The organism is Bacillota bacterium, from assembly GCA_024653485.1.
Taxonomy (GTDB): Bacteria; Bacillota; SHA-98; order UBA4971; family UBA4971; genus UBA6256.
This window is the reverse complement of the sequence record JANLFY010000003.1, coordinates 237,923-262,791: the sequence shown is the minus strand read 5'-3', so window position 1 is coordinate 262,791 and position 24,869 is coordinate 237,923. Positions and strand designations below refer to the sequence as shown.

The following is a 24,869-nucleotide window of genomic DNA, read 5'->3' as shown; positions in this document are numbered from 1 at the left end:
TGTGCTGCCAAGAAACACGGCCGATCTGGAAGTGATGCGCTCCGAACAAACGTATTAGCGTCGACATCACTTTTCCGTGAGGTCTCTACCTACTTTCCCTTGACAGGTACGCCCGCGCGCCGTGCGTTGACACGATGTGTCGCCATGGTATAATTTAACCGTCTTGCGCATCGCCTACCCAGGAAGGTGAGTCTGTGGTCGCCTCAATCCGAGAGAGTCATTCGGCCGGGCGGCGCTGGTTCCTGTCACGGATAAACGCGGCGAGCCCGGCGCAGGTTTTGGTGGCCGGTTTTGCGGGAATCATTTTGATCGGTGCCGTCCTCTTGGCTCTCCCCGTAGCGTCCAGGGACGGACGGTCTCTTCCTTTCGTGGACGCTCTGTTTACGTCCACTTCTGCAGTGTGTGTGACGGGGCTCACGGTCGCGGATACACACGACCAGTTCTCCCTATTCGGCCAGCTTGTTGTCATGTGTCTGATCCAGATAGGTGGATTGGGAATCATGACCATATCGACCCTCATCTTCTTGTTATTGGGCAGGCGAGTGACGCTTCGGAGCAGGCTTCTCATACAAGAGGCGATGAATCAACTGACCCTCGAGGGGATGGTCAGACTCATAAAGCGAGTGCTCGCGGTGACCGTGACCGTCGAAGGCATAGGCGCAGTCCTCTTGGCCATCCGGTGGTCATTCGATCTGGGCTTTCCGAAGAGCCTGTACTATGGGTTGTTCCACGCAGTCTCGGGGTTCTGCAATGCCGGTTTTGATCTCTTCGGGGGGTTCAGGAGCCTGACAGGGTACGTGAGCGACGTGTGGGTCAATCTGGTGATGTCTGGCCTTTTCATCGTCGGGGGGCTCGGGTTCTCCGTGGTGAGTGAGATCATCGCGCGCCGCGGAGGCGCCAAGCTAAGCTTGCATGCCAGGGTGGTCTTGGTTACAACTGCGGCCCTCATCGCTGCCGGGACCATCGTCATCTTCCTGCTCGAATACGACAATCCGGCGTCCATGGGTCGTCTTAGCCCTCTCGGGAAGGTCATGTCGGCGTACTTTCAGGCCGTCACCCCGCGCACAGCCGGGTTCTCGACGCTCCCTATTGGGAGGCTTAGAGGTGCTACTCAGCTCTTCATCATCCTCCTCATGTTCATCGGAGCGTCCCCCGGGTCGACGGGAGGCGGCATCAAGACGACGACCTTCGCGACACTGTTCCTTGCCGTGCGAAGTGTGATAATGGGGAGAGAGGACGTGGAGGTTTTCGAGCGGAGGATCCCCCACAGGACCGTGTACAAGGCGCTCGCCGTGTCAATGATGTCGCTTGCCCTCGTGATATGTGTTGCGATGGCGCTCTCGACAGTGTGCCCCCACGGAGTATTGCCCGTCCTGTTCGAAGCGACATCCGCCTTTGGAACAGTCGGGTTGTCGACGGGGATAACCCCGACTCTGCCGACTCTAGGCAAGGTGCTGATCGTGTGCATGATGTTCGCGGGTCGAGTTGGCCCTCTGACCGTGGCCACGGCCATAGCTCAAAGGCAGCATGCGTCCAACGCGGTGAGGTACCCCGAAGAGAGGGTCATGGTCGGGTGAGAGGGACATGTTGCGGTGGGCACCTGGTTTAGCATACTATGTAGTCGACTCTTCTAAGACTCTGCAGGAGGGATCCGTACATGCTGCCAACGCCTCGGAAGTTCACCTTGGTCGCCGGGAGCGCTGAGGGCGAGACCACGTTGACCGCGTTCGACAAGGCGCTTCTGGCCTCCGGAATCGGAAACCTCAACCTTCTGAGGGTGTCGAGCATCTTGCCACCCGGCGCCGAGTACATGGATGCGTTGGACATACCGCCGGGGTCGCTCACTCCCACGGCTTACGGCTCCGTGACGAGCGACGTCCCGGGAGAACGCATCGCCGCCGCCATCGGGGTCGGCATCGTCTCTGGAAGCTTCGGCGTGATAATGGAGTTCGGAGGGAAGTGCTCCAAGGAGGAGGCGGAGCGGATGATCGAGAAGATGATCCGTGAAGCCCTTGCGTGTCGGAACGCCGTCCCTGACAAGATCCTCATAAAGGCCACGGAACACGTCGTGAAGGGGATAGGGTGCGCTTTCGCTGGGGCCGCTCTCTGGTACTGAGACTACCCGGAATCGTGGACGGCTTGGAGATACTCGAGATGAGCATCCTCGTCGAAAGAAGAGACGGGTTTCTCGGCGCGAACAGCGACTACGAACGGTCGGACATAGTCATTCTCGGGCTCCCCATGGACTTCACCACGAGTTGGCGACCTGGTGCACGCGGAGGGCCCGCCAAGATCCGAGAGGTCTCTTTTTCTTTGGAGGAGTACAGCGCCGCCCTTGAGCGGAGCATAGAGTCAGTGAACGTTGCAGACATCGGCGACGTCTCTCTCCCTCTGGGAAACACCGAGAGGAGCCTCGAGGCTATCAGAGAGGTGATGGAAGGGCTCGTCGCCCACGGCAAGCTGCCGTTTGCCCTCGGGGGCGAGCACCTCGTGACCCTTCCGTGCGTGGAAGCGGTGGCCGGCGCGCGTGAGGACCTCGTGGTCGTGCATGTCGACGCCCATGCGGACCTGCGCAATGAGTACGCGGGACAGAGGCTGTCCCACGCAACTGTCATGCGAAGGGTGGGGGAGGTAGTTGGGATGGACAACCTCTACCAGGTGGGCGTAAGGTCCGGGGCGGCCGAGGAGTTTCTCGTCGCTCGCGGGGCTCCGCACAGGGTGGATGGATCGGTACCGGCCGCGGTCCGGACCGTAGTGGAAGAGATAGGGAATAGACCTTGCTATGTGACGCTAGACATCGACGTGGTAGACCCCGCGTTTGCGCCGGGCACCGGGACTCCCGAGCCGGGAGGGTGTTCCTCCTGCGAGATCCTCGAGGCCGTTCACTTGCTGACGCAAGCGAACATCGTCGGAGTGGACTTGGTTGAGGTGGCGCCCGCGTGGGACAGGTCGGACATCACCTCGCTCCTCGCGGCGAAGATCGTTCGCGAGGTGGTCATCGGTGTCGGGGCGCGCCTCTCAAGGAAGGAACGGTCCTGAAGTCGGACCTACCGACGGATCCTGGGATCGTGCGCAAGTACGCAACGAGCACGGCTCAGAGGTTGGAACCTGTGCGGGGTAGACTTGGGCTCCTCACGGAATTCCTCTTTCGTTACAGGTCCAGGTACGTCCTGGGCGCTTTTTTCCTTGTCGTGGTCGACGCCCTCCAGCTCGTGGTCCCGAGACTCCTAGGCAGGGTCACGGACGACTTTCGCGCGGGCAGGCTAGACAACGCTGCGCTCATCCGCTACGTGGGTCTGCTCGTGGGTATAGCCCTTCTGGTCGCCGTGGGCAGGTATTTCTGGCGGATGTACATAATGGGAACAGCCAGGCTCATCGACTACACTCTCAGGAACAGGTTCTTCGCGCATCTCGAAACGCTCTCCGCGAGCTTCTTCAACGATCACAAGACAGGCGATCTCATGGCCCACGCTACGAACGACATTCACGCTGTCCGTCACGCGTTCGCGCAAGGGATAGTCCTATCCGTCGACGCACTGTTCCTCACAGTGTCCACAGTGGCCATCCTCGTGCGCACGGTCGACCTACGATTGGTCGCGCTCGGACTTGCTCCGCTTCCGTTCGTCGCCCTCATCGTCACGTACTTCTCCCGTCTCATTCACTCGAGGTTCAGAGACGTCCAGGAGAAGTTCGCCGCCTTGACCGACCGTGTCCAGGAGAATCTAGCCGGCATCCGCGTGGTAAAGGCCTTTGTCCAAGAACAGGCGGAGATCGACAGGTTCGAAGAGGCAGCTCGACGAGTGGTGGACTCCAACATGCGCCTAGTCAGGATTTGGGGTCTGTTCTGGCCGCTCGTTCAATTCGTGGCGGGACTGAGCTTCGTGGTCGTTCTGGGGTACGGTGGGAGGCTGGTCATTCTCGGAGACATCAGCCTCGGCGACTTTGTCGCGTTCGGCGGGTACCTGAGCATGGCCATCTGGCCCATGATGGCGATAGGGTGGGTGGTCAACACGCTGCAGAGAGGACTGGCGTCAATGGATCGGCTGAACGTGATATTCTCCACCAAGCCAGAGGTGCTGGACGGAAGAGATGTGCTGCCGGTGCAGGCGATTACGGGAGACGTCGAGTTCCGCAACCTCGTCTTCACCTACCCGGGAGAGCGCGAGCCTGCGCTGAGGAACATCGATCTCAAGATCCCTGCCGGGCGGACCGTCGGCATCTTGGGGCGGACGGGGAGCGGCAAGACAACCTTGGTCAACCTACTCTTGCGCTTGTACAACCCCGGGCCTGGCGAGCTTCTCGTGGACGGAGTCGACATAAACGCGGTTCCCCTGGCAGTGCTGAGGCGCGACATCGGGTACGTGACGCAGGACAGCTTCCTGTTCTCCACGACCATCCGGGGCAACATTGGGTTTGCCGGCGACGACCTCTCCGATGAGGCGATAGAGGAGGCAGCGGAGGTCGCGGGAGTGGCGGGGGAAGTCCGCGAGTTCCCCCAAGGCTTTGACACGGTGGTGGGGGAGCGCGGCGTCACGCTGTCCGGCGGCCAGAAGCAGAGAGTCGCGATAGCTAGGGCGATAATCAAGGACCCCAGGATACTGATATTGGATGACTGCTTTTCCGCCGTGGACGCAGAGACCGAGGACAGGATCCTGAGGGCCTTGAGGGGGATCATGCGGCAAAGAACGACCATTCTCATATCGCACCGGATATCTACTCTGAAGGAAGCCGATGAGATCGTCGTGCTCGACAAGGGGCGGATCGTGGAACGTGGGAGCCATGAGGCACTCGTCGCGGCGGGCGGCATGTACGCCCGTATCTACGAGCGCCAATTGCTCGAAGAGGAGCTTGTTTCAGCCGAGGAGACGTAAGACATGCCTGGCATCCACGAAGAAGAGGCGCTGGGGAAGGCATACGACGCAAAGCTGATGAGGCGGCTTCTCAGATACGCTGCCCCATACTGGCGGCTGCTGCTCGTATGCGTCATGCTTCTCTTCGTGATCACTGGCACGGACCTTGTGCAGCCTTATTTCACGAAGATCGCGATAGACGATCACATCAACGCCCTTGGCGCGCCCATGCTCGGGTTCGCGCCTGGGCGCGAGCCTGTCCCTGGAGTCGCTTGTCGCGGAATTGTGTTCGTGCGAGAGAAGTGGCTTCCGAGAGGCCTGCGGCTCAGGTCGGGGGAAAGCGATTCTGGTCTCGTGGTCCGAGCCCACATTGAGGGAGCTGACGGCCGCTACTTCCTCGTCACGCACGATCTGGAAAGCGGAGTTGCCGGCAGGCAAGAGCTCACCACGGAAGAGCTGGGAAGGTTCAGACAGCGAGACGTTGCGGGCGTTCTGAAGCTGGCGCTGGCGCTCCTCGCTGCCATGGTCGTAGGATTCCTCCTCAACTACCTGCAGGTGTATATCCTTCAGTACACTAGCCAGAAGATCATCTTCAACATGAGAGTGGAGATATTCCGTCACTTGCAGGGTCTTGCGCTGTCGTTCTTCGACAGGAACCCCGTCGGCCGGCTGGTGACGAGGGTAACCAATGACACTGACGCGCTGAACGAGATGTACACAGCCGTCCTAGTCAACCTGTTCAAAGACGTCTTCCTGCTCGTAGGCATAGTAGTGATGATGCTGAGAATGAGCTTTCGGCTTGCCCTGGTGAGCCTCTCCGTTCTCCCGCTCATCCTCGTAGTGACCGTGGTTTTCCGGTCCAAGGCGCGCGAGGCCTACCGCCTCGTTCGCACGAGGCTTGCCCGAATCAACGCGACCCTCGCCGAGAACATCGCCGGCATGAGGATCATCCAGATATTTGCGCGCGAGGCGAAAAAGTTCAAGGAGTTCGACGCGATCAACAAGGAGTACCTTGAGGCGAACATGCGCGAGCTCCGCGTGTACGCCGTTTTCAGGCCGGCCATGGACCTCATGTCCTCCCTCGCTCTCGCCCTGCTCGTATGGTATGGAGGCGGCAGGGTGCTCGCCGGCAAGATCGAGTTCGGGGTGTTGTACGCGTTCATAAGCTACATTCAGCAGTTCTTCAGGCCGATCAACGATCTCACAGAGAAGTACAACATCATGCAATCGGCCATGGCGGCATCTGAGAGGATATTCATGCTCCTTGATACGGACGCCCGCGAGCTCGACCCAGAGAAGCCCGTTTCCGTAGGGCGGCCGCGGGGACGGATCGAGTTCCAGAACGTGTGGTTTGCGTACAACGACGAAGACTGGGTCTTGAGAGACGTGAGCTTCACGGTGGAACCCGGAGAGACCTGCGCCTTCGTGGGCGCGACCGGATCCGGCAAGACCTCCATCATGAACCTCATCGGAAGGATGTACGATGTCTCGCGGGGCAGGATCCTCATAGACGGAATGGATGTCCGGGATATTCCCAGACGGGAGCTCAGGCGACACATCGGCGTGGTGCAGCAGGACGTCTTCCTCTTCACTGGCGACATTGAGAGCAACATAAGGTTGCACAACACGCAAATTGGGGATGAGGACGTGCGCGAGGCGGCGAGGTACGTTAACGCTGACGCCTTCATAGACAGGCTGCCGGGAGGGTACCGCGCCAAGGTGAAAGAGAGAGGCGTGACGCTTTCCATGGGGCAGCGCCAGCTTCTCGCGTTCGCGAGAGCCCTTGCGTTCGATCCCGCCATTCTCGTGCTCGACGAAGCGACGGCCAATATAGACACAGAAACGGAGGCGCTCATCCAGGATGCCCTCACCAAGCTCGTGCGCGGACGGACCACGTTGATCGTTGCACACCGTCTGTCGACCGTGCAAGCCGCAGATAAGATAGTCGTGATCCACAAGGGCAGGGTGCGCGAGATAGGCACCCACCAAGAGCTCCTCGCCAGGCGCGGCATATACTACCAGCTCTACCTCCTGCAGTACAAGGAGGAGCCGCACGGGGACGTGGCAGGCGAAGGGCGCGGAGAGTTGCGCGGTTGAGATCGTCCCGCGACTGCGCGGCCGGGCCTTCGAGCGCTGCCGAGAGCGCCAATCCGTGGGTTGGTTAGGAAGGGCCGAGAAGCTGGACTATGCCGGCCCGTCCGTGTGGTGTATAATTGCCCCGGGGGGAGAGAGATGCCGGGGTACGTTGTGATCGACTCCGCAAGATGCAACGAATGCGGCAAATGCGTGAGAGGGTGCCCGACCGGCGCGATCTCCAAGACGCCCGGGGGCCAGCTTGCGGTGGACCAACTCAAGTGTGATGGGTGTGGAGACTGCTTTGTACAGTGTCCCCAACGCGCGATAGCGCTTTCCTCGGGCGCAGAGGCGGTGCTCTGGCTCCTCGCGGGGGGCGGGCGCGCGGCTATGGAAGCCGACTCCGTCCTTTCCTCGGCGGTGCCGGGGTTCGAACGGGGAGCGCTGGTGGGTCTGGCGCGTGAGATACTGGACCACGGGTTCGCGAGTGCGGGTCGCCCGGCGGCCGCGCGTGCCCCCGCGCGCGCCGAGGGCGGCGGTGGGGCGGTGAAACGCTGGACAGACGCGGCGTCTGTCCACAGCGCCGACCGTCTCGACCGTCCTACACCTGCTCCCCCGGCAGTGATAGCGTACAGCGTGGAGATGGGCCGTGTACTGCAGCTTGCCGCGAAGGTGGCCGCAGTGGACACCACAGTCCTCCTCTTGGGCGAGTCCGGCGCCGGCAAGGAGGTGGTCGCGCGGTTCATCCATAGCACGAGTCCGCGCAGGCGAGGCCCGTTCGTCAACCTCAACTGCGGAGCGATCCCGGCGACCTTGCTCGAGTCGGAGCTTTTCGGGTACGAGTCGGGTGCGTTCACAGGAGCCAGGCGAGAGGGGAAACCGGGCATAGTGGAGGTGGCGTCTGGCGGGACGCTGTTTCTCGACGAGATCTCCGAACTGCCGTCTGACCTACAGGTGAAGCTGCTCCAGCTCATCCAAGAGCGCAAGGTCGTGCGAGTTGGTGGGGTGAGGCCTCTCGCAGTGGACATACGGATAATCGCCGCGACGAACCGCGATCTAGCCGCCATGGTAGCGAGGGGGGAGTTTCGCGTAGACCTTTTCTACAGGCTGAACGTAGTCCCCATCACCATACCACCTCTGCGCGAGAGGCCGGACGATGTGATTCCTCTCATATACCACTTTCTCGACAAGTACAACAAGGCTCACGGTTACCAGAAAACCATGAGCGGGGAAGCGCGCGAGGTCCTTGCGAGGTACTCGTGGCCTGGAAACGTGCGCGAGCTCGAAAACCTCATCGAGCGCCTCGTGGTGACGGTGGAGGCAGACGAGATAGGAGCATCCGACCTGCCGCAATACGTCTTCGAAAGGGACGGCGAGTGGCAGCCCACGGTGGTGGTGGGCGGGATCATGCCGCTACGCCAGGCGACCGAGGAGGTCGAGAGGCAGATCATCGAGCGCGCGCTCTCCCAGGAGAAAAGCACGTACGGCATGGCGAAGCTCCTCGGCGTAAACCAATCCACCGTAGTAAGAAAGATCAAGAAGTACCTGGGCAGTCGCACCGTCGTGTCCAAGGAGGCTCCGACGCGGGAGACCACGTGAACGCGACGGACCCTCCACACGAGCAAGCCGGATGCAAGCCTGCATTGAACGATGCACTAGCGCATCATGGTTGTTTGCTGAGGTTGTCGCAGACGGGCCGGCCTCGTCGCGGCTTCGGACGCTACCGGTCGCCGGGATCTCGTGATTGGCGGGAAGCTCTTTATGCCCCGCGGCGTGCGAGACTTCAGCGGGAACGTCGAGCTTGCGACCGCACCGGAGTTGGCGAAGACGCGCAATGGCCGTTCTGCGCTTCCCGCGGGCTATGGGCGCAAGGGCCGCGATTTCGTGCGGGTGCAGACGCGTCCATGACCCGCAACCGACACCTGACCTGGCGTCATGCGCTCGCGACTAGGTCTACGCAAACCCGACTGAGCCGCGGGTTTGACTGTGGGGTTTTTCAGAGTGATGGGCACTTCAGCGGGCGCGGCGCCCGTGACGCCGGAGGGGGCCTAATGCAGGGATGCATTAGGCAGGGCTCGGTCGAGTTCGATGTCGGCGGGGTTCATGGAGTGAATTGTGACAGGCGGCACAAAGAGTCCAAGAGGCGGGCGACGGGGCCTTGTGACGCGGTTCACAAGCGGCACGCTTCTTGCTATGCTATGGGGAACGTTGACCGGGGGTGCGAGGCGGGCGTGCGCGCCTCGCCATGCCGGCGAAGGAGGAATCAGAATGGCGTGCGAAGAGTGCACATGTTTCGGCCAGGTGACGGATGAGCAAAAGGCCAAGGTGCAGGAGATCATCCAGCACTACCGGGGAAAGCCCGGTGTGCTCATTCAGGTTCTCCATGAGGCGCAGCAGGTGGTGGGATATCTTCCTAGAGAGATCCAGGCGATGGTCGCCGCGGGGCTCGACATCCCATTGAGCGAGGTGTATAGCGTCGTCACGTTCTATGCGTTGTTCTCGCTCAAACCGAAGGGTCGCCACCAAATCAGCGTGTGCAAGGGCACCGCGTGCTACGTGAGGGGCGCAGAGGACATCTTGAGCAGACTCGAACAAGATCTGGGGATCCGCGCGAAGGACACGACCAGCGACGGGAGGTATTCCATGGAGGTCGTCCGATGCATGGGTGCGTGCGGCCTCGGCCCGGTTGTGAGGGTTGACGACGACATCTACGCGCGGCTCAAACCAGACAGACTGAAAGAGATCTTGGCCAAGTACGAGTGAGCGGAGAGCGCTCAAGGAAGGATACGCCGGACCGCTGCGGCGGCACACAGCCGCTGCCCGAGAGTAAGGAGGCTGGTCAAATGGATTCATACCGTGCGCATGTCCTGGTGTGTGGCGGCGCGGGATGCGTCTCCTCAGGGTGCAAAGCAGTCGAACAAGCCTTTCTGGACGAGATCGCCAAGCACGGCCTTACCAGCGAGGTGCGTGTGGTGAGCACCGGGTGCATGGGACCCTGCGAGCTTGGCCCGGTGGCTGTGGTGTACCCGGAGGGAGTCCTGTACCGGAAGCTGAAAGCGGAGGACACACGGACGATAGTGGCCGAACACCTGTTGAAAGGGAGGATCGTCGAATCCCTGCTGTATGAAGCGCCCGATACTCAGCAGCGCGTCCCGACGTGCGGGGACATCGCCTTCTTCAACAGGCAGGTGAGGATCGCCCTGCGCAACACCGGCAAGATAGATCCGCTGAACATTGAGGAGTACATCGCCGAGGACGGCTACGCTGCTCTCGCGAAGGTGCTCGCGGAGATGAGCCCCGAGCAGGTAGTGGACGTGGTCAAGCGTTCGGGGCTGCGCGGCCGAGGCGGCGCTGGGTTCCCAACAGGGCTGAAATGGGACTTCACGAGGCGTGCGAAGGCCGATCAAAAGTATGTGGTTTGCAACGCTGACGAGGGTGACCCCGGCGCGTTCATGGACAGGAGTGTTCTCGAGGGGGATCCCCACAGTGTCATCGAAGCCATGGCCATCGCGGGTTACGCCATCGGCGCCTCTCAAGGATACGTGTACGTGAGAGCGGAGTACCCCTTGGCGGTCAAGCACCTCGGGCATGCCATTATGCAGGCTCGCGAGTACGGGGTGCTCGGCAAGGACATTTTCGGCAAGGGATTCGACTTCGACGTGGACATCAGGGTCGGCGCAGGTGCGTTCGTGTGCGGGGAGGAGACAGCGCTCCTCGCTTCCGTGGAGGGCAGACGCGGTGAACCGCGTCCGAGGCCACCGTTCCCTGCGAACGAAGGTCTATGGGGAAAACCCACTCTAATCAACAACGTGGAGACCTACGCAAACATTCCGCCCATAATCCTCAAGGGGCCGGAATGGTTCGCAAGCATAGGTACCGAGAAGAGCAAGGGCACGAAGGTCTTCGCCTTGGCTGGAAAGATCAACAACACGGGCCTCGTCGAGGTTCCTATGGGAATACCTCTGGGCGAGATCATATTCGACATCGGTGGGGGCATTCCAGGAGGAAAGAAGTTCAAGGCAGCTCAGACCGGCGGCCCGTCCGGTGGGTGCGTGCCTGCGGAGTTCCTCAACACCAGCGTGGATTACGAGTCTTTGAAAGAGCTCGGTACGATAATGGGTTCCGGCGGCCTCATCGTCATGGACGAGGACACGTGCATGGTGGACCTCGCCCGGTTCTTCCTGGAGTTCACTCAGGACGAATCGTGCGGCAAGTGTGCTCCGTGCCGTATCGGAACCAAGAGGATGCTTGAGATACTTACGAGGATCACGCGTGGGCAGGGGCGAGAGGGCGATATCGAGCGCCTCATAAAGCTGGGCACGTGGATAAAGGAGACCGCTCTCTGCGGTCTGGGCCAGACCGCTCCCAATCCCGTGCTAACGACGATACGGTATTTCAGGAACGAGTACGAAGCTCACATCCGCGACAAGAAGTGTCCCGCGTCGGTGTGCGCCGCGCTATTCGAGGCGCCATGTCAAAACGCATGCCCGGCCGGGGTTGACGTTCCCAGGTACATCAGCCTGATCAGGCAGAAGAGGTACCAGGACGCGGTGAAGCTCATAAAGGAGAAGAACCCGCTCCCCGCCGTGTGCGGCCGCGTGTGCACGCACCCGTGCGAAGGGAAGTGCAGGCGTTCGCAGCTTGATGAGGCTGTGGCCATATGCGAGCTGAAGAGGTTCGCCGCTGACTGGGAGCTCATGAACCCGCTGCCACCCGAGGTGCCGTCGGTCAGAAAGGAGGCCAAGGTGGCGATAGTCGGGTCCGGGCCTGCGGGTCTCACAGCCGCTTATTACCTGGCTGGGTTCGGGTATCAGGTCACGGTGTTCGAGGCGCTTCCCGAAGCGGGCGGGATGCTCAGGGCTGGAATCCCCGAATACAGGCTGCCGAAAGACGTCCTCGACGCCGAGATCCTCGACATATGCAGGAGAGGCGTGGAGATCCGCACGGGCGTGAGAGTGGGCAAGGACATCACCATCGACGACCTGAAAGCTCAGGGCTACAAGGCCATCTTCATCGCAATCGGAGCCAATGTCAGCCAGAGACTCGGTGTACCCGGTGAGGAGCTCGAGGGCGTTGTCGGAGCGGTGGAGTTCCTGCGCGATGTGAACGTAGGCGGCCACCGGAAAGTGGGTAAGAAAGTCGCGGTCATCGGTGGCGGCAACGCGGCGATCGACGCGGCTCGCACCGCCCTTCGCCTGGGCGCGAGAGAGGTGCACATCATCTACAGGCGGCAACGGGAGGACATGCCAGCTGACAAGAACGAGGTGGCCGAGGCCGAGCGTGAGGGGGTCAAGATCCACTTCCTGACAGCGCCGTCCAAGATGATAGGCAGCAACGGCAGGCTCGTGAACATGGAGTGCGTGCGAATGTCGCTCGGGGAGTTCGACAGGACAGGCCGAAGGCGCCCGGTCCCCATTGAGGGCTCTAACTTCGTCATCGACGTGGACATGGTCATATCGGCCATAAGCCAGAGGCCGGACTCGTCGTTGGTTCCGGCCGGGTCGCGCATCGAAGTCACGAAGTGGTCCACGCTGGTTGCTGACCCAAGAACACACGCTACGGGAGAACCCGGCGTGTTCGCCGGCGGAGACTGCGTGAACGGTCCGGACACAGTGATTCAGGCGATAGCCGATGGCAGGCGCGCCGCTCAGGAAATCGACAAGTTCCTCGGCGGCACGGGCGAGATTCCCGTAAGCCGTGACCTTGGCAGAGAGCTCGCCGGGGAGATCCACGAGGAGCGCATGATGCGCCAGCATCCTGAACACCTGCCGGTCGCCGACAGGAAGGGCAGCTTCGACGAGGTCGTATCCAGACTCTCTGAAGCGGCCGCTCTCTATGAGGCGTCGCGGTGCCTGCGGTGCGACGTGAAGGACTGAAGAATGGAGCGTGAACCAGGATGGATATGATCACTCTCACAGTTGACGGTCGCAAGGTGGAGGTCCCCAAAGGCTCCACCGTCCTGGACGCTGCGAGGGCGGCGGGAATCGACGTGCCGACGTTGTGCTACCTGAAGGACGTGAACGCCGTCGGAGTATGCAGGGTGTGCGTTGTCGAAATCGATGGGGCGAAGTCCCTGCAGGCATCGTGCGTCACTCCTGCAGGTGAGGGAATGTCGGTCCACACGAACACCCCGGCCGTGCGCGAGGCAAGGCGGATGGTGCTTGAGCTGATCCTATCGAATCATCCTTTCGAGTGCCTTACCTGCGAGAGGAACGGGAACTGCGAGCTGCAAGCGCTCGCCGATCGGTTCGGCATACGGGATATCGAGTATCAGGGCGAACGGGCCCAGTTCAAGGTGGACGCATCCACTCCTTCGATCGTGCGCGATCCGAACAAGTGCATCCTTTGTCGGCGCTGCATGAGCGTGTGTCAGAAGGTGCAGACAGTCTGTGCACTTGCCCCCAACGACAGGGGCTTTGGGACGATGATCGCCCCTGCGTTCGGGGACGAGCTCATGAACGCCGTGTGTGCGCTCTGCGGCCAGTGCGTTCTTGTCTGCCCGACGGGGGCGCTGAAAGAGCGCGACGAGACCGAAGCGGTGTGGGCGGCGATCGCGGATCCTTCGAAGCACGTCGTGGTGCAGACGGCACCCGCCATACGAGCGAGCATCGGTGAAGAGTGCGGGCTTGGACCGGGAAGCCGGGTGACCGGGCAGCTCACCGCGGCCCTGCGCAGGCTGGGGTTCGACATGGTGTTCGACACGGACTTCACGGCGGATCTCACGATAATGGAGGAGGGGCACGAGTTCATAGCGCGGTTGCGCAACGGCGGCAAGCTGCCGCTCATCACCTCGTGCAGCCCCGGATGGATCAAGTTCGTAGAGCACTTCTATCCGGACCTCCTGCCGAACCTTTCCACTTGCAAGTCGCCGCAGCAGATGTTCGGCGCCTTGGCGAAGACCTACTACGCGCGGAAGTCGGGGATCGACCCGAAGGACATCTTCGTGGTATCGGTCATGCCGTGCACAGCGAAGAAGTTTGAGGCCAGGAGGCCCGAGATGACTGCCAGCGGGTACCCTGACGTGGACGCCGTCTTGACCACCAGGGAACTGGGCAGGATGATCCGCGAAGCCGGGATCGACTTCGAGTCTCTCGCCCCAGAGCCCTACGATCCGCCTCTCGGCATATCCACGGGGGCGGGCGCTATCTTCGGCGTCACGGGTGGCGTGATGGAGGCGGCACTGCGGACTGTGTCCGAGGTGGTGCTGGACCGCGAGCTCGATAACATAGACTTCGTGCCTGTGCGCGGCCTTGCGGGAGTCAAGGAGGCCGAGGTGAACCTGGACGGGACGAGCGTGCGAGTAGCGGTTGCTCATGGTCTCGGGAACGCGCGACGCCTTCTGGACAGGGTAAGCAATGGCGAGGCAGACTATCATTTCATAGAGATAATGGCGTGTCCCGGCGGGTGCATTGGCGGCGGCGGACAACCCATTCCCACGAACGATGAGACGAGGATGAAGAGGATCGCGGCCATTTACGAAGAGGATAAGCACATGCCGCTGCGCAAGTCCCACCTCAACCCGGCTGTGCAAGAGCTCTACAGGGAATTCCTGGGCAGGCCGCTCGGCGAGAGGTCCCACGAGCTTCTGCATACTCACTACCACGCACGGGCGCGGTTCTGAAATGTTGTTGTCGGCTCCCAACCTCATACCCGCGCCGCAGACCCGGTCGGTCTGGCGGCTGCCCGCATCGAGCGATGCGGGCTTTTCTCTGTACATCGCGTCATGACCGGCTCAAGCGGCGCACCCGGTCCCGGGACGTGATTCGATCGGGAGCGCAAAAGGAGTTTGGTCACACGATGAGAAGTACTGTATAATCCAGGACAGCGGGAACGTGCGTCCGGTCGCGTAATTGACCTGGTACAGGGCGGGTTGTCCGGACGCGAGATCCGTTCTCGGCCGTCACCCGCCGGCCCATGGCCCGTCGAAGGGGGACACCGCGATGTATAAGAGCACTCGGGGCCGACGCGCCCTGGCAGGGCGCCATAGTGCCCACCTTACGATTCTGATCGCGGGAGTTGCAGGCCTGACCGCGCTCGCAACAGGCTTGGCTCCTGTCTACCGCGAAGGGAGAGCGGAAGCCGCCGGCCCATCTTCGTACCTGCTTCAGTACGACGCCAGGAAAGGTGAGACTCTTTCCTACCAGGTGCTCATAAGCGAGACGATCTACTCCGGATCCAAGCGCACCACCAACCTTTACAGGGAGGAGGTGCAGGTGGAAAGCGTGCCCACCGGCGACGGCAGGATCCGGCAGACTGTGGCGTGCTCCGGCACCTCGACTCCGGAGGGGAAGGAGGGGAGGAGGCTGGAGCCTTTGAGGTACTATCTCACGGTTGAAAAGACCGGGCGGATCATTGAAGCAGAAGGCCTTAAACCGTGGGACGGGCGGCAGGTCGAGACTCTGTGGCTCGCTCAGATCATCCTGGCTGACCGGCCTGTGGTCCCTGGCGAAACGTGGACCGTGAATGACGAGCTGTACTCAACGGCTGGCGGCAGCCTGGTGCTCGAGAGGCGCACATACAGGTTCGAGGGGATCGAGCGCGTGGGGTCTCAGGACGCCTTCAAGGTCAAGTACGAGATCTCCCGAAAGGGCAGGGTGAATTCGAAGGACTACACGTACGTGGGCACGGGAACGTTCCACCTCGCATCGGGCAGGGTGGTGAGGCTGGAGTCTTCGGAGATAGTGACCTACGCTGGCAACGGCCAGGACACCAAGGTCATAACCATGATCCAGGTTGAACTGGCCCGGTGATACCGTCGTCACCTCAGGGCTCCGCCGGCATATTGATAAGGGGGAACCGGGGCCTTCCCCGGTCCACAGAGGGAGGTGAGCCCGAGGTGATCGAGTGCCCGAACTGCGGAGAAGCGAATCCTGACGGAGCTGAGGTGTGCGAGAGGTGCGGTCAGGGCCTTCTGCCGGGTCCCAAGACCGTATCACATGATACCCCGAAACTGCCCTTCATAAAGAGAATCCCGCTTCGCAGGGGTCCGACGCACCGCAGTTGACGCGACCGAACTCCTATGGTAGACTCGATTCAAGTAGTGGCGTGGCTGCACGCAGGCGATACGAGAATCAACGGCGATGAGAGGGAAGAGTAGGCTGCCTTTGGTGTGAAGCGAACCGAGTGTGGTGCGAGTCGGGGCTCAGAGGCCGCTGAAAATCACCCTTGAGTTGCGGTGCGAAATCCCGAGCTCCTTGCGGGTGGAGAGTAGACACCGCCGGATCCTCCCGATATCGAGGCAGGGCATGCCCGAGCCTGGGCGCGTCTCGGGGCGGGTTGTGCCTGTGAGAGGGCCGCATGTCACGCGGCCAACTCGGGTGGTACCGCGGGAGGTTTGCCTCCCGTCCCTTGATGTGGGACGGGAGGCTTTTGATTTCCGGATTAGATCGCAATGCAATGCCCACACTTCTCTAGGTGGTGTTGGGGTTGGGGCGGGACAGGCCGCGGCGTGTCCACGAACAGAGTGCCGGAGGTGGCTTGTGACGATGTTTAGGAAAGTGGATCTAGATGTGAGTTTTCCCGCGATGGAAAAGGAGATTCTGAAGTTCTGGACGGAAGGCGGGATCTTCGACAAGACATTGGAGAAGAGCAGAGGCGGCCCGAGATTCGTGTTCTACGAGGGCCCGCCGACGGCGAACGCTCTGCCGCATCCCGGTCACGTCTTGACAAGGGCCATGAAGGACTTGGTGCCGCGATACCGTACGATGGCAGGCTACCACGTGGACAGGAAAGGCGGCTGGGACACGCACGGACTGCCGGTCGAGCTCGAAATCGAAAAGGAGCTTGGCATAAGCGGCAAGAAGCACATAGAGGAGTATGGGGTCGAAAAGTTCATCGAGAAGTGCAAGGAGAGCGTGTTCCGGTACAAGCGCGAGTGGGAGCGCATGACTGAGCGCGTGGGGTTCTGGATCGACCTCGACAACGCGTACGTCACGTACACCAATGACTACATCGAGTCAGTGTGGTGGGCGTTGCGTCAGATATGGGACAAAGGCCTTCTTTATCAGGGCTACAAAGTCGTGCCGTACTGCCCGCGTTGCGGCACCGCCCTTTCCAGCCACGAGGTGGCGCAAGGATACGCGGAAGTCGAGGACCCGTCCGTATACGTGAAGTTTAGGGTCAAGGGCGAGGACAACACGTTCTTCCTCGTGTGGACCACAACGCCATGGACACTCCCGTCCAACGTGGCATTGGCGGTTTCGAAGGACTTCACGTATGTCAAGGTAAGGCTCGCTCGCACCGGCGAGCTGCTCATCCTGGCGAAAGGGCTTCTTGAGGCCGCGGTGCGCGAGGATTTCGAGACGGTTGAGGAGTTTTCAGGGATGGCCCTCGCGGGAAAGGAATACGAGCCGCTCTTCCCGTTCGCTCATCCTGGCAGGCGGGCGTGGTTCGTGGTCAGCGAGGATTTCGTCACCCTCGAGGAAGGCACGGGGATAGTCCATCTCGCGCCCGCATTTGGAGAGGACGACATGGCCGCCGCGGTGACGCACGGCCTTCCGGTGGTACAGCTCGTGGACGCCGAGGGTCGGTTCGTCGACGCGGTGACCCCGTGGAAGGGCGTGTTCGTCAAGGATGCAGATCCTCTGATCATCGGAGCGCTACAGGAGGGTGGCAAGCTCTACCGGAGCGAGACTCACCGGCACACGTACCCGTTCTGTTGGAGATGTGACACACCTCTCCTGTACTACGCTCGGACGTCGTGGTTCATCAAGACAACCGCCGTGAAAGAAGCCCTCCTGCGGAACAATGCAGCCATCAACTGGCACCCAGAGTACGTCAAGGACGGACGGATGGGCAATTTCCTGGAGAACGTGATAGACTGGGCCGTAAGCCGCGAACGGTACTGGGGCACTCCGCTTCCGATCTGGATATGTGAACGTTGCGGCAAGCAGCACTGTGTCGGAAGTGTGGCCGAGCTGAAGGAGATGGCCACGCTTCTGCCCGAGAGGCTCGAGCTGCACAGGCCGTACATCGACCAAGTCGAGCTCAGATGCCCCGAGTGCAATGGGACGATGAGGCGGACGCGAGAGGTGATCGATGCGTGGTTCGACTCGGGCTCGATGCCGTTCGCGCAGTGGCACTATCCCTTCGAGAACAAGGAGGAGTTCGAGAGGCACTTCCCGGCGGACTTCATATGCGAGGCAATCGACCAGACTCGCGGCTGGTTCTACACGCTGCTCGTCATATCCACCCTGCTCTTCGAGAGGCCGCCGTACCGGAACGTCTTGGTGCTCGGTCACATCCTGGACTCAGAGGGCCAAAAGATGAGCAAGAGGAAGGGGAACGTGGTTGATACCTGGGAGGTATTCGACACCTATGGCGCCGACGCGTTCAGGTGGTATCTGTACACTGTCAACCCGCCGTGGAACCCCACGCGGTTCTACATGGACGCGGTGGGCGAGTCCCAGCGGAGGTTCCTCTCCACGCTTCGGAACGTGTACTCGTTCTACGTCCTGTACGCGAACGTCGACGGGTTCGATCCTGCTCAGCACGAGCTGGCCGTGGAGCGGCGCTCTCTCCTGGACAAATGGGTAATATCAAGGTTCAACGTCCTTGCGAGGAAAGTCCGGAGCGAGCTTGATGCATACAACATCACCAGCGCGGCGCGGGCGATTGAGGAGTTCGTAGACGACCTGAGCAACTGGTACGTGCGACGATCGAGGAGGCGTTATTGGGGGCCGGAGATGGACGACGACAAAGTTGCGGCGTACCTTACCCTCCACGAGATGTTGGTGGGGGTGGCGAAGCTCCTCGCGCCGTTCACGCCGTTCGTAGCGGAGGAGATCTATAGGAACCTCGAAGGAGAGCGGGGGAGAGGCGCCCCGGAGAGCGTTCACCTATGCGACTACCCGGAGTGCGACCCGGCGTTCGTTGATCCCGAGCTCGAGCGAGACATGGACTTTGCCCGGAAGATTGTCACCCTCGGCAGGGCGGCACGGAATAAAGTGAACATAAAGAACCGTCAGCCGCTCTCCGAGATGGCGGTGGTCGCTGGAGATCCCGTCGGCGCGCGGGCAGTCGCCGCGCTGGAGGACATCATAAGGGATGAGCTGAACGTGAAGGCTGTACGGGCGGCGAGCGACACTCGCAAGTTCGTGTCTTTCAAGGTCAAGCCGAGGTACGATCTCCTCGGCCCGAAGCATGGGAGGCTCGTCAAGGAAATCGTGTCTGCTCTCTCCAGCATGGATCCTGAAGAAGTCGTGGACGCCATGGAACGGCGCGGCGAGATCCAAGTGTGCGCGGGGGGCTCGCGGGTTACCGTGACGCGCGACGAGGTCAGCGTTGAGACCGTGGAGAAGGAAGGCTACGCGGTGGAATCCGAGGGCGGTGTTGCGGTCGCCCTCAACACCGAGCTTACCCGCGACCTCGTCATGGAAGGACTCGCGCGCGAGATGGTGAACAAGATCCAAACGACGCGGAAGGAGGCTGATTTCAACATCGAGGACCGAATCCGCACCGTATTCTGGGCCGACGCGGATGTTCGCGAAGCATGCGAGGTCCATCGCGACTACTTGATGGAGGAGACCCTATCGGAGGAACTCGAGTTCGGAGGGGAAGTCGCGGCCGCGAGGACTTGTGGAGAGCTGACTCGGGAGTGGGATGTCAACGGTCATGACGTTGTGATAAGCGTGGAGCGCAAGCAACGAGGCGCGAGAACCAGAGAGGGCGCTCGGGAGCCATCGAGCTGTCCGCAAGGAGCGGGAGCTGAGCATGAGTGAGCTTGGAAGGAAACACGAGGTGAGCGCGGGAGTGGTCGTCTTCAGAGGCGACCGGGTGCTCGTCATCAAGAATCGTTTCGGTGAATGGGTGCTCCCGAAAGGGAGGGTCGAGCCGGGAGAGACGCCCGAAGTCGCAGCCCTGCGCGAGGTGGAAGAGGAAACGGGGGTTCGCGCCGAGATCCTGGGGTCCGCCGGCACGAGCGAGTACACCTACGCCTCGGAAGGAACAGGCGAGCCCGTTGACAAGGTCGTCTATTGGTTCCTTGGGCGTGAGACGACTCCGACGGGAGGCGACGGCTTGGCCGGTGACGTGCAACCGACGCCCCAATGGGAAGAGGGCATCACCGCCGCCTGTTTCCTGCCCTGGCAACATGCGGCTGACCTCCTGAAGTATGACGGCGCGCTCGTCAGGGTCGCCGCATCGAGAGTCTTGTGAGATGCGCTCGGGCCGCTCTGTCTCCTCCACGCCAAGGCGCTTTGCGAGCTTGGGATGAGTCCGACCCCTGTGTGCGGGGGAGGCCTCATGAGCTTGGGGCAAGGCTTGGAGACGCGTGGAAGCGAGCGAGGCCACTCGGCTCGTGCGCGGGAGGTGTCTTGCTGTGAGGCTTGGAGTGATAAGCGATACGCATGGTTCCCTCACGGCGTGGGAAAGGGCCCTCGCTGTGATCGGGAAGGTCGACGTCCTGCTTCACGCGGGGGACGTGCTGTACCACGGCCCGAGGAATCCCCTTCCCCAGGGCCACGATGCGAAGAGTCTGGCTGAAGCCATCAACGCATATGAAGGCCGGTTGGTCGTCGCTAGGGGCAATTGCGACGCCGACATCGATCAGCTCGTGCTGGACGTGCCGATCCAAGCTCCTTACGCCCTGGTCGTGGTCGAGCACAGGTACATCCTGGTACACCACGGGCATCTTGCATCCGGCGCAGACATGGTCAGTCTCATGCGACGCTATCGAGCAGACCTGGTGGTGACGGGGCATACCCATGTGCCTGTAATCGAGAGGCCTGCCGGGGAGGAGGGCGGATTGATCCTCAACCCGGGAAGTCCGGCTCTCCCGAAGACGGGGGACAGACGCGGCACGGTTGCCGTTGTCGATGACCGTACGGTGCGCATCCTTCACATTGATGACGGAACGGAATTGGCTTCGTGCCATTGGTGACCGCGTGGCCGCCAAGGTTTGAGTGCGGCACTCGGCGTCGTGGTGGAGCGGCGGGAAGCGCGCAGAGGAGGAGATCCCTCTTCGATAGCGAATCCCATCGATGTTGGAGGAGTCAGGCACGAAAGCGGCACGGCCGGGCACGGGTCCCGGTTCCTCAGCCTAGGTGCGTGACGTGTCGAACCTGTGGCCAAGGGGCGTTCAGGCAGGTGGGAGACGAGGAGGCGACGTGATGCCGAAGTCCGTTAGATTCTCAGCAGCGGTTGCTCTTGTGCTGGCGTTGGTCTGGACGTTGACGACGAACGAGATCACGCTTGCGGGGGACAGCGATCCTCAGTCCAAGGCCCCCAGGGTCGTGCAGGTTTATCCGTCAGACGGCATGCAGCACGTCCCCGTGGACACGGCGATTCACATAGTATTCAGCGAGAGTATGGATGAAGCCTCCGCCATGAGGGCAGTTACGATCTCGCCCGCGCCGGAACTCGCATTCCCGGCGAGCTGGCAATTCCTGAACAACAAGACGATCATGGTCGTGATCCCGGCGAAACCTCTGAGGTACTCCACGACCTACAGGATCACGGTGAGCGGGAGCGCGAGAGACTCTCAGGGCACTGAGATGGGACAGGACTACTCGTGGTCTTTCACGACGACGAAGAGCCCCCCTGCGCCCGTGGCAGTTCCGGCGAACGGCGGGTTTGCGGCAGGTGGTCTTGCCGGTTGGTCATGGAGCCACAGCGAGGCAGCGGGGTCGCGGGCGGCGTCCTGGTCTGTGGTGGCTGACGGTCAGCGTGAGCACGTTCTCAGGATCACGCGGCCTCCCACGTTCGAGATGGGGTCGTGCGCGATCGAGCAGAGGATCGACGCGGAGGTGCCAGCGTCGGGGTTGGTGTTCCTGTCCTTCGACCTTCGCCTCGATGACTATACGCTGAAGGAGTACACGACCGCCTCCACCTATCCCTTGAAAGTGATCCTGACGTACCTCGATCGGAACCGCGTCGAGCATTCATTCGTGAAAGCATACTACTTCCACCTGCCATCGGAGGGGGGTATAGACAGCTTTGCCGAGTTCGTGGAGCTCGGGAGGTGGACATCCAGGTCATACAACCTGAGCGTGCTGGTCCCAAGGCCAGTGGTCCTGAAGTCGTTAAGGTTCGAGTGCTCGGGGTGGGCGTGGACCACCCTGCTCGACGATGTCAAGCTGGTCTGGTGAAGTCTGGGAAAGCGCGTGTCGCTGTCAAGCAAGTGACAGAAGGAGGGGGCTGGGCTTGGCGAAGAAGACGGTTCTCGATTTCGTGGACATGAAGCGCAAAGGGGAGAAGATCACTTTCCTTACCGCGTATGACTTTCCCATTGCGTCGTTCGCCGAGAAGGCGGGCATCGACATGCTCCTCGTGGGGGACTCTCTCGGTATGGTAGTGTACGGGCTTCCCGGGACGATCCCTGTCACCATGGATGAAATGATCATCCACAGCCGGGCCGTGAGAAGGGGTGCTCCAAACACCTTCGTCATCGGCGACATGCCCTTTATGTCTTACCAGTCTTCAGTTGAGAAAGCCGTCGAGAACGCCGGCCGATTCCTCAAGGAAGCCCAGATGGACGCCATAAAGCTGGAAGGCGGCAGGAGGGTCATAAGCCAGATAAAGGCCATCGTTGACGCGGGCATTCCGGTCATGGGGCACATAGGTCTTACTCCTCAGAGCTCCGGTCAGCTCGGTGGGTTCAAGGCGCAAGGGCGCACCGCGGAGGCTGCCCGCGAGCTTGTCCTGGATGCCATGGCGATTCAAGAGGCCGGAGCGTTCGCCCTGCTTCTGGAGGCGATCCCACCAGAGGTGGGCGAGGCGATAACGAAGCGGCTCAGCATACCGGTCCTGGGAATCGGCGCGGGGCTGCAGTGCGACGGCCAGCTCCTCATCAACGGGGACATGTTGGGGCTCGTCGAAGCGTTCACGCCCAAATTCGTGAAGAAGTACGCCAACCTGGCTGAGGTCATCACCGCCGCCATAAGCGAATACGTACGCGATGTGAGGGAGCTCAAGTTCCCCGAGGAGAAGCACACGTACAAGATGAAAGAGGGTGAGCCGGACAAGCTTGCGGAGTTCTTGAAGTCCCTTGACAACCGGTGACAGCCGACAGCCGGCGAACGCTCAGGCGGGCGGAGGAGTCCGGAGGGACATGTGCTGCACGGAGGTGTTGCCACTTGGATATGAGGAGCGTGCGCGAAGCTCTGGAGCGGGCTGGCATTCCAGGCCGCGACTTGGCAGAACTGCCGAGTTCGACGAAGAGGTTCCCCGACGGGGCGCACTGGCGCGTGGAAGTCTCGGGTATCGAGACCACGGCGGTCCTCAGAGCTTGTGTTGATGAGGCCAAGAAGCAAAGGGTTCCGTTCCACAGAGCCATATCAGTGGTACGGGGGGCGACTTGGGCTACTCGCGATGAGCTTGCTGAGTTCGCAAGGGTGGCCCACGACGAGAGGATCGAGGTCATCCTCACTCCCGGGCCGAGGCCGACGTGGTATTCAGGGAGGCAGATCGCCACCCCTGAAGGGGCCGTCTGCGGCATGCGACTGCGAGGCTGCGATATGGTCGCGCACTTCGTGTACGACGTGATGCGTGCCGTGGACATAGGGTTCCGCGGGTTCCTGGTGTGGGATGAGGGCGTTCTCATGGTGCTGAACGAGATGAAGAAGAACGGCGATCTACCTCAGGACGTGACGTTCAAAGTGTCGATATTCGCCGGTCATGCCAACGCCGCAGGGGCAAGGCTGTTGCAGGGCCTTGGGGCGGGTACCTTCAACCCAATTGCTGACAGCTCCCTTGCCGCCTTGGCCGCGATGAGGAAGGTCATCGATATTCCCATGGACGTCCACGTTCAGATATTCGATACCTGGGGTGGCATGAACAGGTTCTATGAGACCCCTGAGATAGCCAGGGTCGCCGCGCCGTGCTATTTCAAGATGGAGAGCGGCACGAGCGTGGGAATGTACGCGCCGTGGGGCGCGTCCGAGGCCGCTCTCGCGGACCTCGCGAGGCTGAAGATCAGGTCCATCCGGACGATAACGGAGATCATCAAGGACACCTATCCGGATGTCAAGGTCTCCGATCACGGGGTTCCAGGGCTCGCGATTCCCCAGCCTTGACCCGCCCCGATTCGGCGGTGTGGAGCGCACGGGGTTTCCGTGCGCTCTTTGCATCTCTGGGCACAGGGTGAGTCCGGTGTGCGGTTGCGGCACGGAGCTAGAAGAACGCATTGCAATATACCCTATGGGGTATTATGATGGAGCCGAGACGCCTCAGAAACTTTCAAGGGAGGGGGACAATTGCGAACGAAAAGAATGCTCCTGCTCATCGGTATTCTCCTTATCACTGGCACCGTCGGGTACGTAGTCACCAACCGGCCGCAGGGCACGGGGATAGGGCCTTCGCCGTCGACGGGAGAGGGTGGGCTCGCGCCCAACTTCACACTCAGGGCTCTCGATGGAACCGAAGTCTCTCTCGCAAGTTACCGGGACAAGGCCGTGGCAGTCGTGAATTTCTGGGCCACATGGTGCCCGCCGTGCAGGGAGGAGATTCCAGACCTTGTTGGCTTCCACGATGATTTCAAAGACAAGGGAGTCGTTGTGCTGGCGGTGAACCTTCGAGAGCCAGAGGACCACGTGAGAGATTTCGCAAAGGACGCTCAGATGGATTTCCCCATCGTCTGCGACTTCTCAGGAGACGTCGCAAACGCATATGAAGTCGAGGCGATACCGACCACCGTCATCGTGGACAGGTCTGGGACAATCAGGTCGCGGATCGTGGGGATGACGAGTCGCGCAGAGCTCGAGGAAATCGTGAAACCGCTGCTCTAAAGCGAAGTGGGGCGCTTGTGACGCCGCCTATCGCGCGGACTCAGGCGCCCGACAGCGCCCTGGCTCCCTCCGTGCACCGAGCATGGGCGCAAGGAAGGCCTCGCCGAGGCCAGGTATGGCTGCGCCCGGCCGAGACACGCGCTGCCAGCGTACTTACCCGGGGTGCTTACCCGGGTATGCCTCCCGATCTTTCTCCGGGCTCCGGGCACGCAAAGTGGCACGC

The 24,869-nt window shown here is 61.4% G+C and carries 18 protein-coding genes and 1 pseudogene; all 19 read left to right on the top strand.

Going from position 1 to position 24,869, the window contains the following annotated elements; all coding sequences use genetic code 11:
- Window positions 1–242 precede the first annotated feature (242 nt).
- The 19 genes and pseudogenes from NUW12_04040 (at window position 243) to NUW12_03950 (ending at window position 24,646) form a co-directional block, all read left to right on the top strand.
- Window positions 243–1,577: a TrkH family potassium uptake protein gene (locus NUW12_04040; protein ID MCR4401939.1), complete on the top strand. Its 1,335-nt coding sequence runs from the start codon at window positions 243–245 to the stop codon at window positions 1,575–1,577.
- Between the two features lie 80 nt (window positions 1,578–1,657).
- The gene (locus NUW12_04035) at window positions 1,658–2,116 is read left to right on the top strand and encodes an arginine decarboxylase, pyruvoyl-dependent (protein MCR4401938.1); all 459 of its coding nucleotides are present in this window, start codon (window positions 1,658–1,660) and stop codon (window positions 2,114–2,116) included.
- A 38-nt stretch (window positions 2,117–2,154) separates the two neighbouring features.
- Window positions 2,155–3,039 (top strand): agmatinase, encoded by an 885-nt coding sequence (gene speB / locus NUW12_04030; GenBank protein ID MCR4401937.1) that lies wholly within the window; start codon window positions 2,155–2,157, stop codon window positions 3,037–3,039.
- A 71-nt stretch (window positions 3,040–3,110) separates the two neighbouring features.
- Window positions 3,111–4,871 (top strand): ABC transporter ATP-binding protein/permease, encoded by a 1,761-nt coding sequence (locus NUW12_04025; protein MCR4401936.1) that lies wholly within the window; start codon window positions 3,111–3,113, stop codon window positions 4,869–4,871.
- 3 nt (window positions 4,872–4,874) lie between these two features.
- Window positions 4,875–6,947, top strand: coding sequence for an ABC transporter ATP-binding protein/permease (locus NUW12_04020; GenBank protein ID MCR4401935.1), 2,073 nt, complete (start codon window positions 4,875–4,877; stop codon window positions 6,945–6,947).
- Window positions 6,948–7,082: 135 nt separating this feature from the next.
- Window positions 7,083–8,522, top strand: coding sequence for a sigma 54-interacting transcriptional regulator (locus NUW12_04015; protein MCR4401934.1), 1,440 nt, complete (start codon window positions 7,083–7,085; stop codon window positions 8,520–8,522).
- Between the two features lie 669 nt (window positions 8,523–9,191).
- Window positions 9,192–9,686 (top strand): NADH-quinone oxidoreductase subunit NuoE, encoded by a 495-nt coding sequence (nuoE, locus tag NUW12_04010; protein ID MCR4401933.1) that lies wholly within the window; start codon window positions 9,192–9,194, stop codon window positions 9,684–9,686.
- Between the two features lie 80 nt (window positions 9,687–9,766).
- Window positions 9,767–9,997: pseudogene (locus NUW12_04005) on the top strand ((2Fe-2S) ferredoxin domain-containing protein).
- A 93-nt stretch (window positions 9,998–10,090) separates the two neighbouring features.
- The gene (gene nuoF / locus NUW12_04000) at window positions 10,091–12,799 is read left to right on the top strand and encodes an NADH-quinone oxidoreductase subunit NuoF (protein MCR4401932.1); all 2,709 of its coding nucleotides are present in this window, start codon (window positions 10,091–10,093) and stop codon (window positions 12,797–12,799) included.
- A gap of 20 nt (window positions 12,800–12,819) precedes the next feature.
- Window positions 12,820–14,544 (top strand): NADH-dependent [FeFe] hydrogenase, group A6, encoded by a 1,725-nt coding sequence (locus NUW12_03995; GenBank protein ID MCR4401931.1) that lies wholly within the window; start codon window positions 12,820–12,822, stop codon window positions 14,542–14,544.
- A 319-nt stretch (window positions 14,545–14,863) separates the two neighbouring features.
- Window positions 14,864–15,673, top strand: a complete 810-nt coding sequence (locus NUW12_03990) for a hypothetical protein (GenBank protein MCR4401930.1) — start codon at window positions 14,864–14,866, stop codon at window positions 15,671–15,673.
- An 86-nt stretch (window positions 15,674–15,759) separates the two neighbouring features.
- Entirely contained in the window at window positions 15,760–15,927 is a 168-nt protein-coding gene (locus NUW12_03985; GenBank protein MCR4401929.1) for a zinc-ribbon domain-containing protein, read from the top strand.
- 481 nt (window positions 15,928–16,408) lie between these two features.
- Entirely contained in the window at window positions 16,409–19,642 is a 3,234-nt protein-coding gene (gene ileS, locus NUW12_03980) for an isoleucine--tRNA ligase (protein ID MCR4401928.1), read from the top strand.
- Window positions 19,635–20,078 carry an NUDIX domain-containing protein gene (locus tag NUW12_03975; GenBank protein MCR4401927.1) on the top strand — a complete coding sequence of 148 codons (444 nt, stop codon included), beginning with the start codon at window positions 19,635–19,637 and terminating at the stop codon, window positions 20,076–20,078. Before ileS ends, NUW12_03975 begins: the two co-directional genes overlap by 8 nt.
- Before the next feature lie 163 nt (window positions 20,079–20,241).
- Window positions 20,242–20,802 carry a phosphodiesterase gene (gene yfcE / locus NUW12_03970; protein ID MCR4401926.1) on the top strand — a complete coding sequence of 187 codons (561 nt, stop codon included), beginning with the start codon at window positions 20,242–20,244 and terminating at the stop codon, window positions 20,800–20,802.
- Window positions 20,803–21,031: 229 nt separating this feature from the next.
- Window positions 21,032–22,009, top strand: a complete 978-nt coding sequence (locus NUW12_03965) for an Ig-like domain-containing protein (GenBank protein MCR4401925.1) — start codon at window positions 21,032–21,034, stop codon at window positions 22,007–22,009.
- Window positions 22,010–22,064: 55 nt separating this feature from the next.
- A complete protein-coding gene (panB, locus tag NUW12_03960) occupies window positions 22,065–22,922 on the top strand; it encodes a 3-methyl-2-oxobutanoate hydroxymethyltransferase (GenBank protein MCR4401924.1) in 858 nt (285 codons plus the stop codon).
- A 74-nt stretch (window positions 22,923–22,996) separates the two neighbouring features.
- Window positions 22,997–23,935: a hypothetical protein gene (locus tag NUW12_03955; GenBank protein ID MCR4401923.1), complete on the top strand. Its 939-nt coding sequence runs from the start codon at window positions 22,997–22,999 to the stop codon at window positions 23,933–23,935.
- Window positions 23,936–24,115: 180 nt separating this feature from the next.
- Window positions 24,116–24,646: a TlpA family protein disulfide reductase gene (locus tag NUW12_03950; GenBank protein ID MCR4401922.1), complete on the top strand. Its 531-nt coding sequence runs from the start codon at window positions 24,116–24,118 to the stop codon at window positions 24,644–24,646.
- Window positions 24,647–24,869: the final 223 nt, after the last annotated feature.

What these genes read in the sequence shown, in the direction of transcription:
- NUW12_04035 (MCR4401938.1), top strand. Translation starts at nt 1,658, where the DNA reads ATGCTGCCAACGCCTCGGAAGTTCACCTTGGTCGCCGGGAGCGCTGAG.
- speB (MCR4401937.1), top strand. Translation starts at nt 2,155, where the DNA reads ATGAGCATCCTCGTCGAAAGAAGAGACGGGTTTCTCGGCGCGAACAGC.
- NUW12_04020 (MCR4401935.1), top strand. Translation starts at nt 4,875, where the DNA reads ATGCCTGGCATCCACGAAGAAGAGGCGCTGGGGAAGGCATACGACGCA.
- NUW12_04015 (MCR4401934.1), top strand. Translation starts at nt 7,083, where the DNA reads ATGCCGGGGTACGTTGTGATCGACTCCGCAAGATGCAACGAATGCGGC.
- nuoE (MCR4401933.1), top strand. Translation starts at nt 9,192, where the DNA reads ATGGCGTGCGAAGAGTGCACATGTTTCGGCCAGGTGACGGATGAGCAA.
- NUW12_03995 (MCR4401931.1), top strand. Translation starts at nt 12,820, where the DNA reads ATGGATATGATCACTCTCACAGTTGACGGTCGCAAGGTGGAGGTCCCC.
- NUW12_03990 (MCR4401930.1), top strand. Translation starts at nt 14,864, where the DNA reads ATGTATAAGAGCACTCGGGGCCGACGCGCCCTGGCAGGGCGCCATAGT.
- ileS (MCR4401928.1), top strand. Translation starts at nt 16,409, where the DNA reads ATGTTTAGGAAAGTGGATCTAGATGTGAGTTTTCCCGCGATGGAAAAG.
- NUW12_03975 (MCR4401927.1), top strand. Translation starts at nt 19,635, where the DNA reads ATGAGTGAGCTTGGAAGGAAACACGAGGTGAGCGCGGGAGTGGTCGTC.
- NUW12_03965 (MCR4401925.1), top strand. Translation starts at nt 21,032, where the DNA reads ATGCCGAAGTCCGTTAGATTCTCAGCAGCGGTTGCTCTTGTGCTGGCG.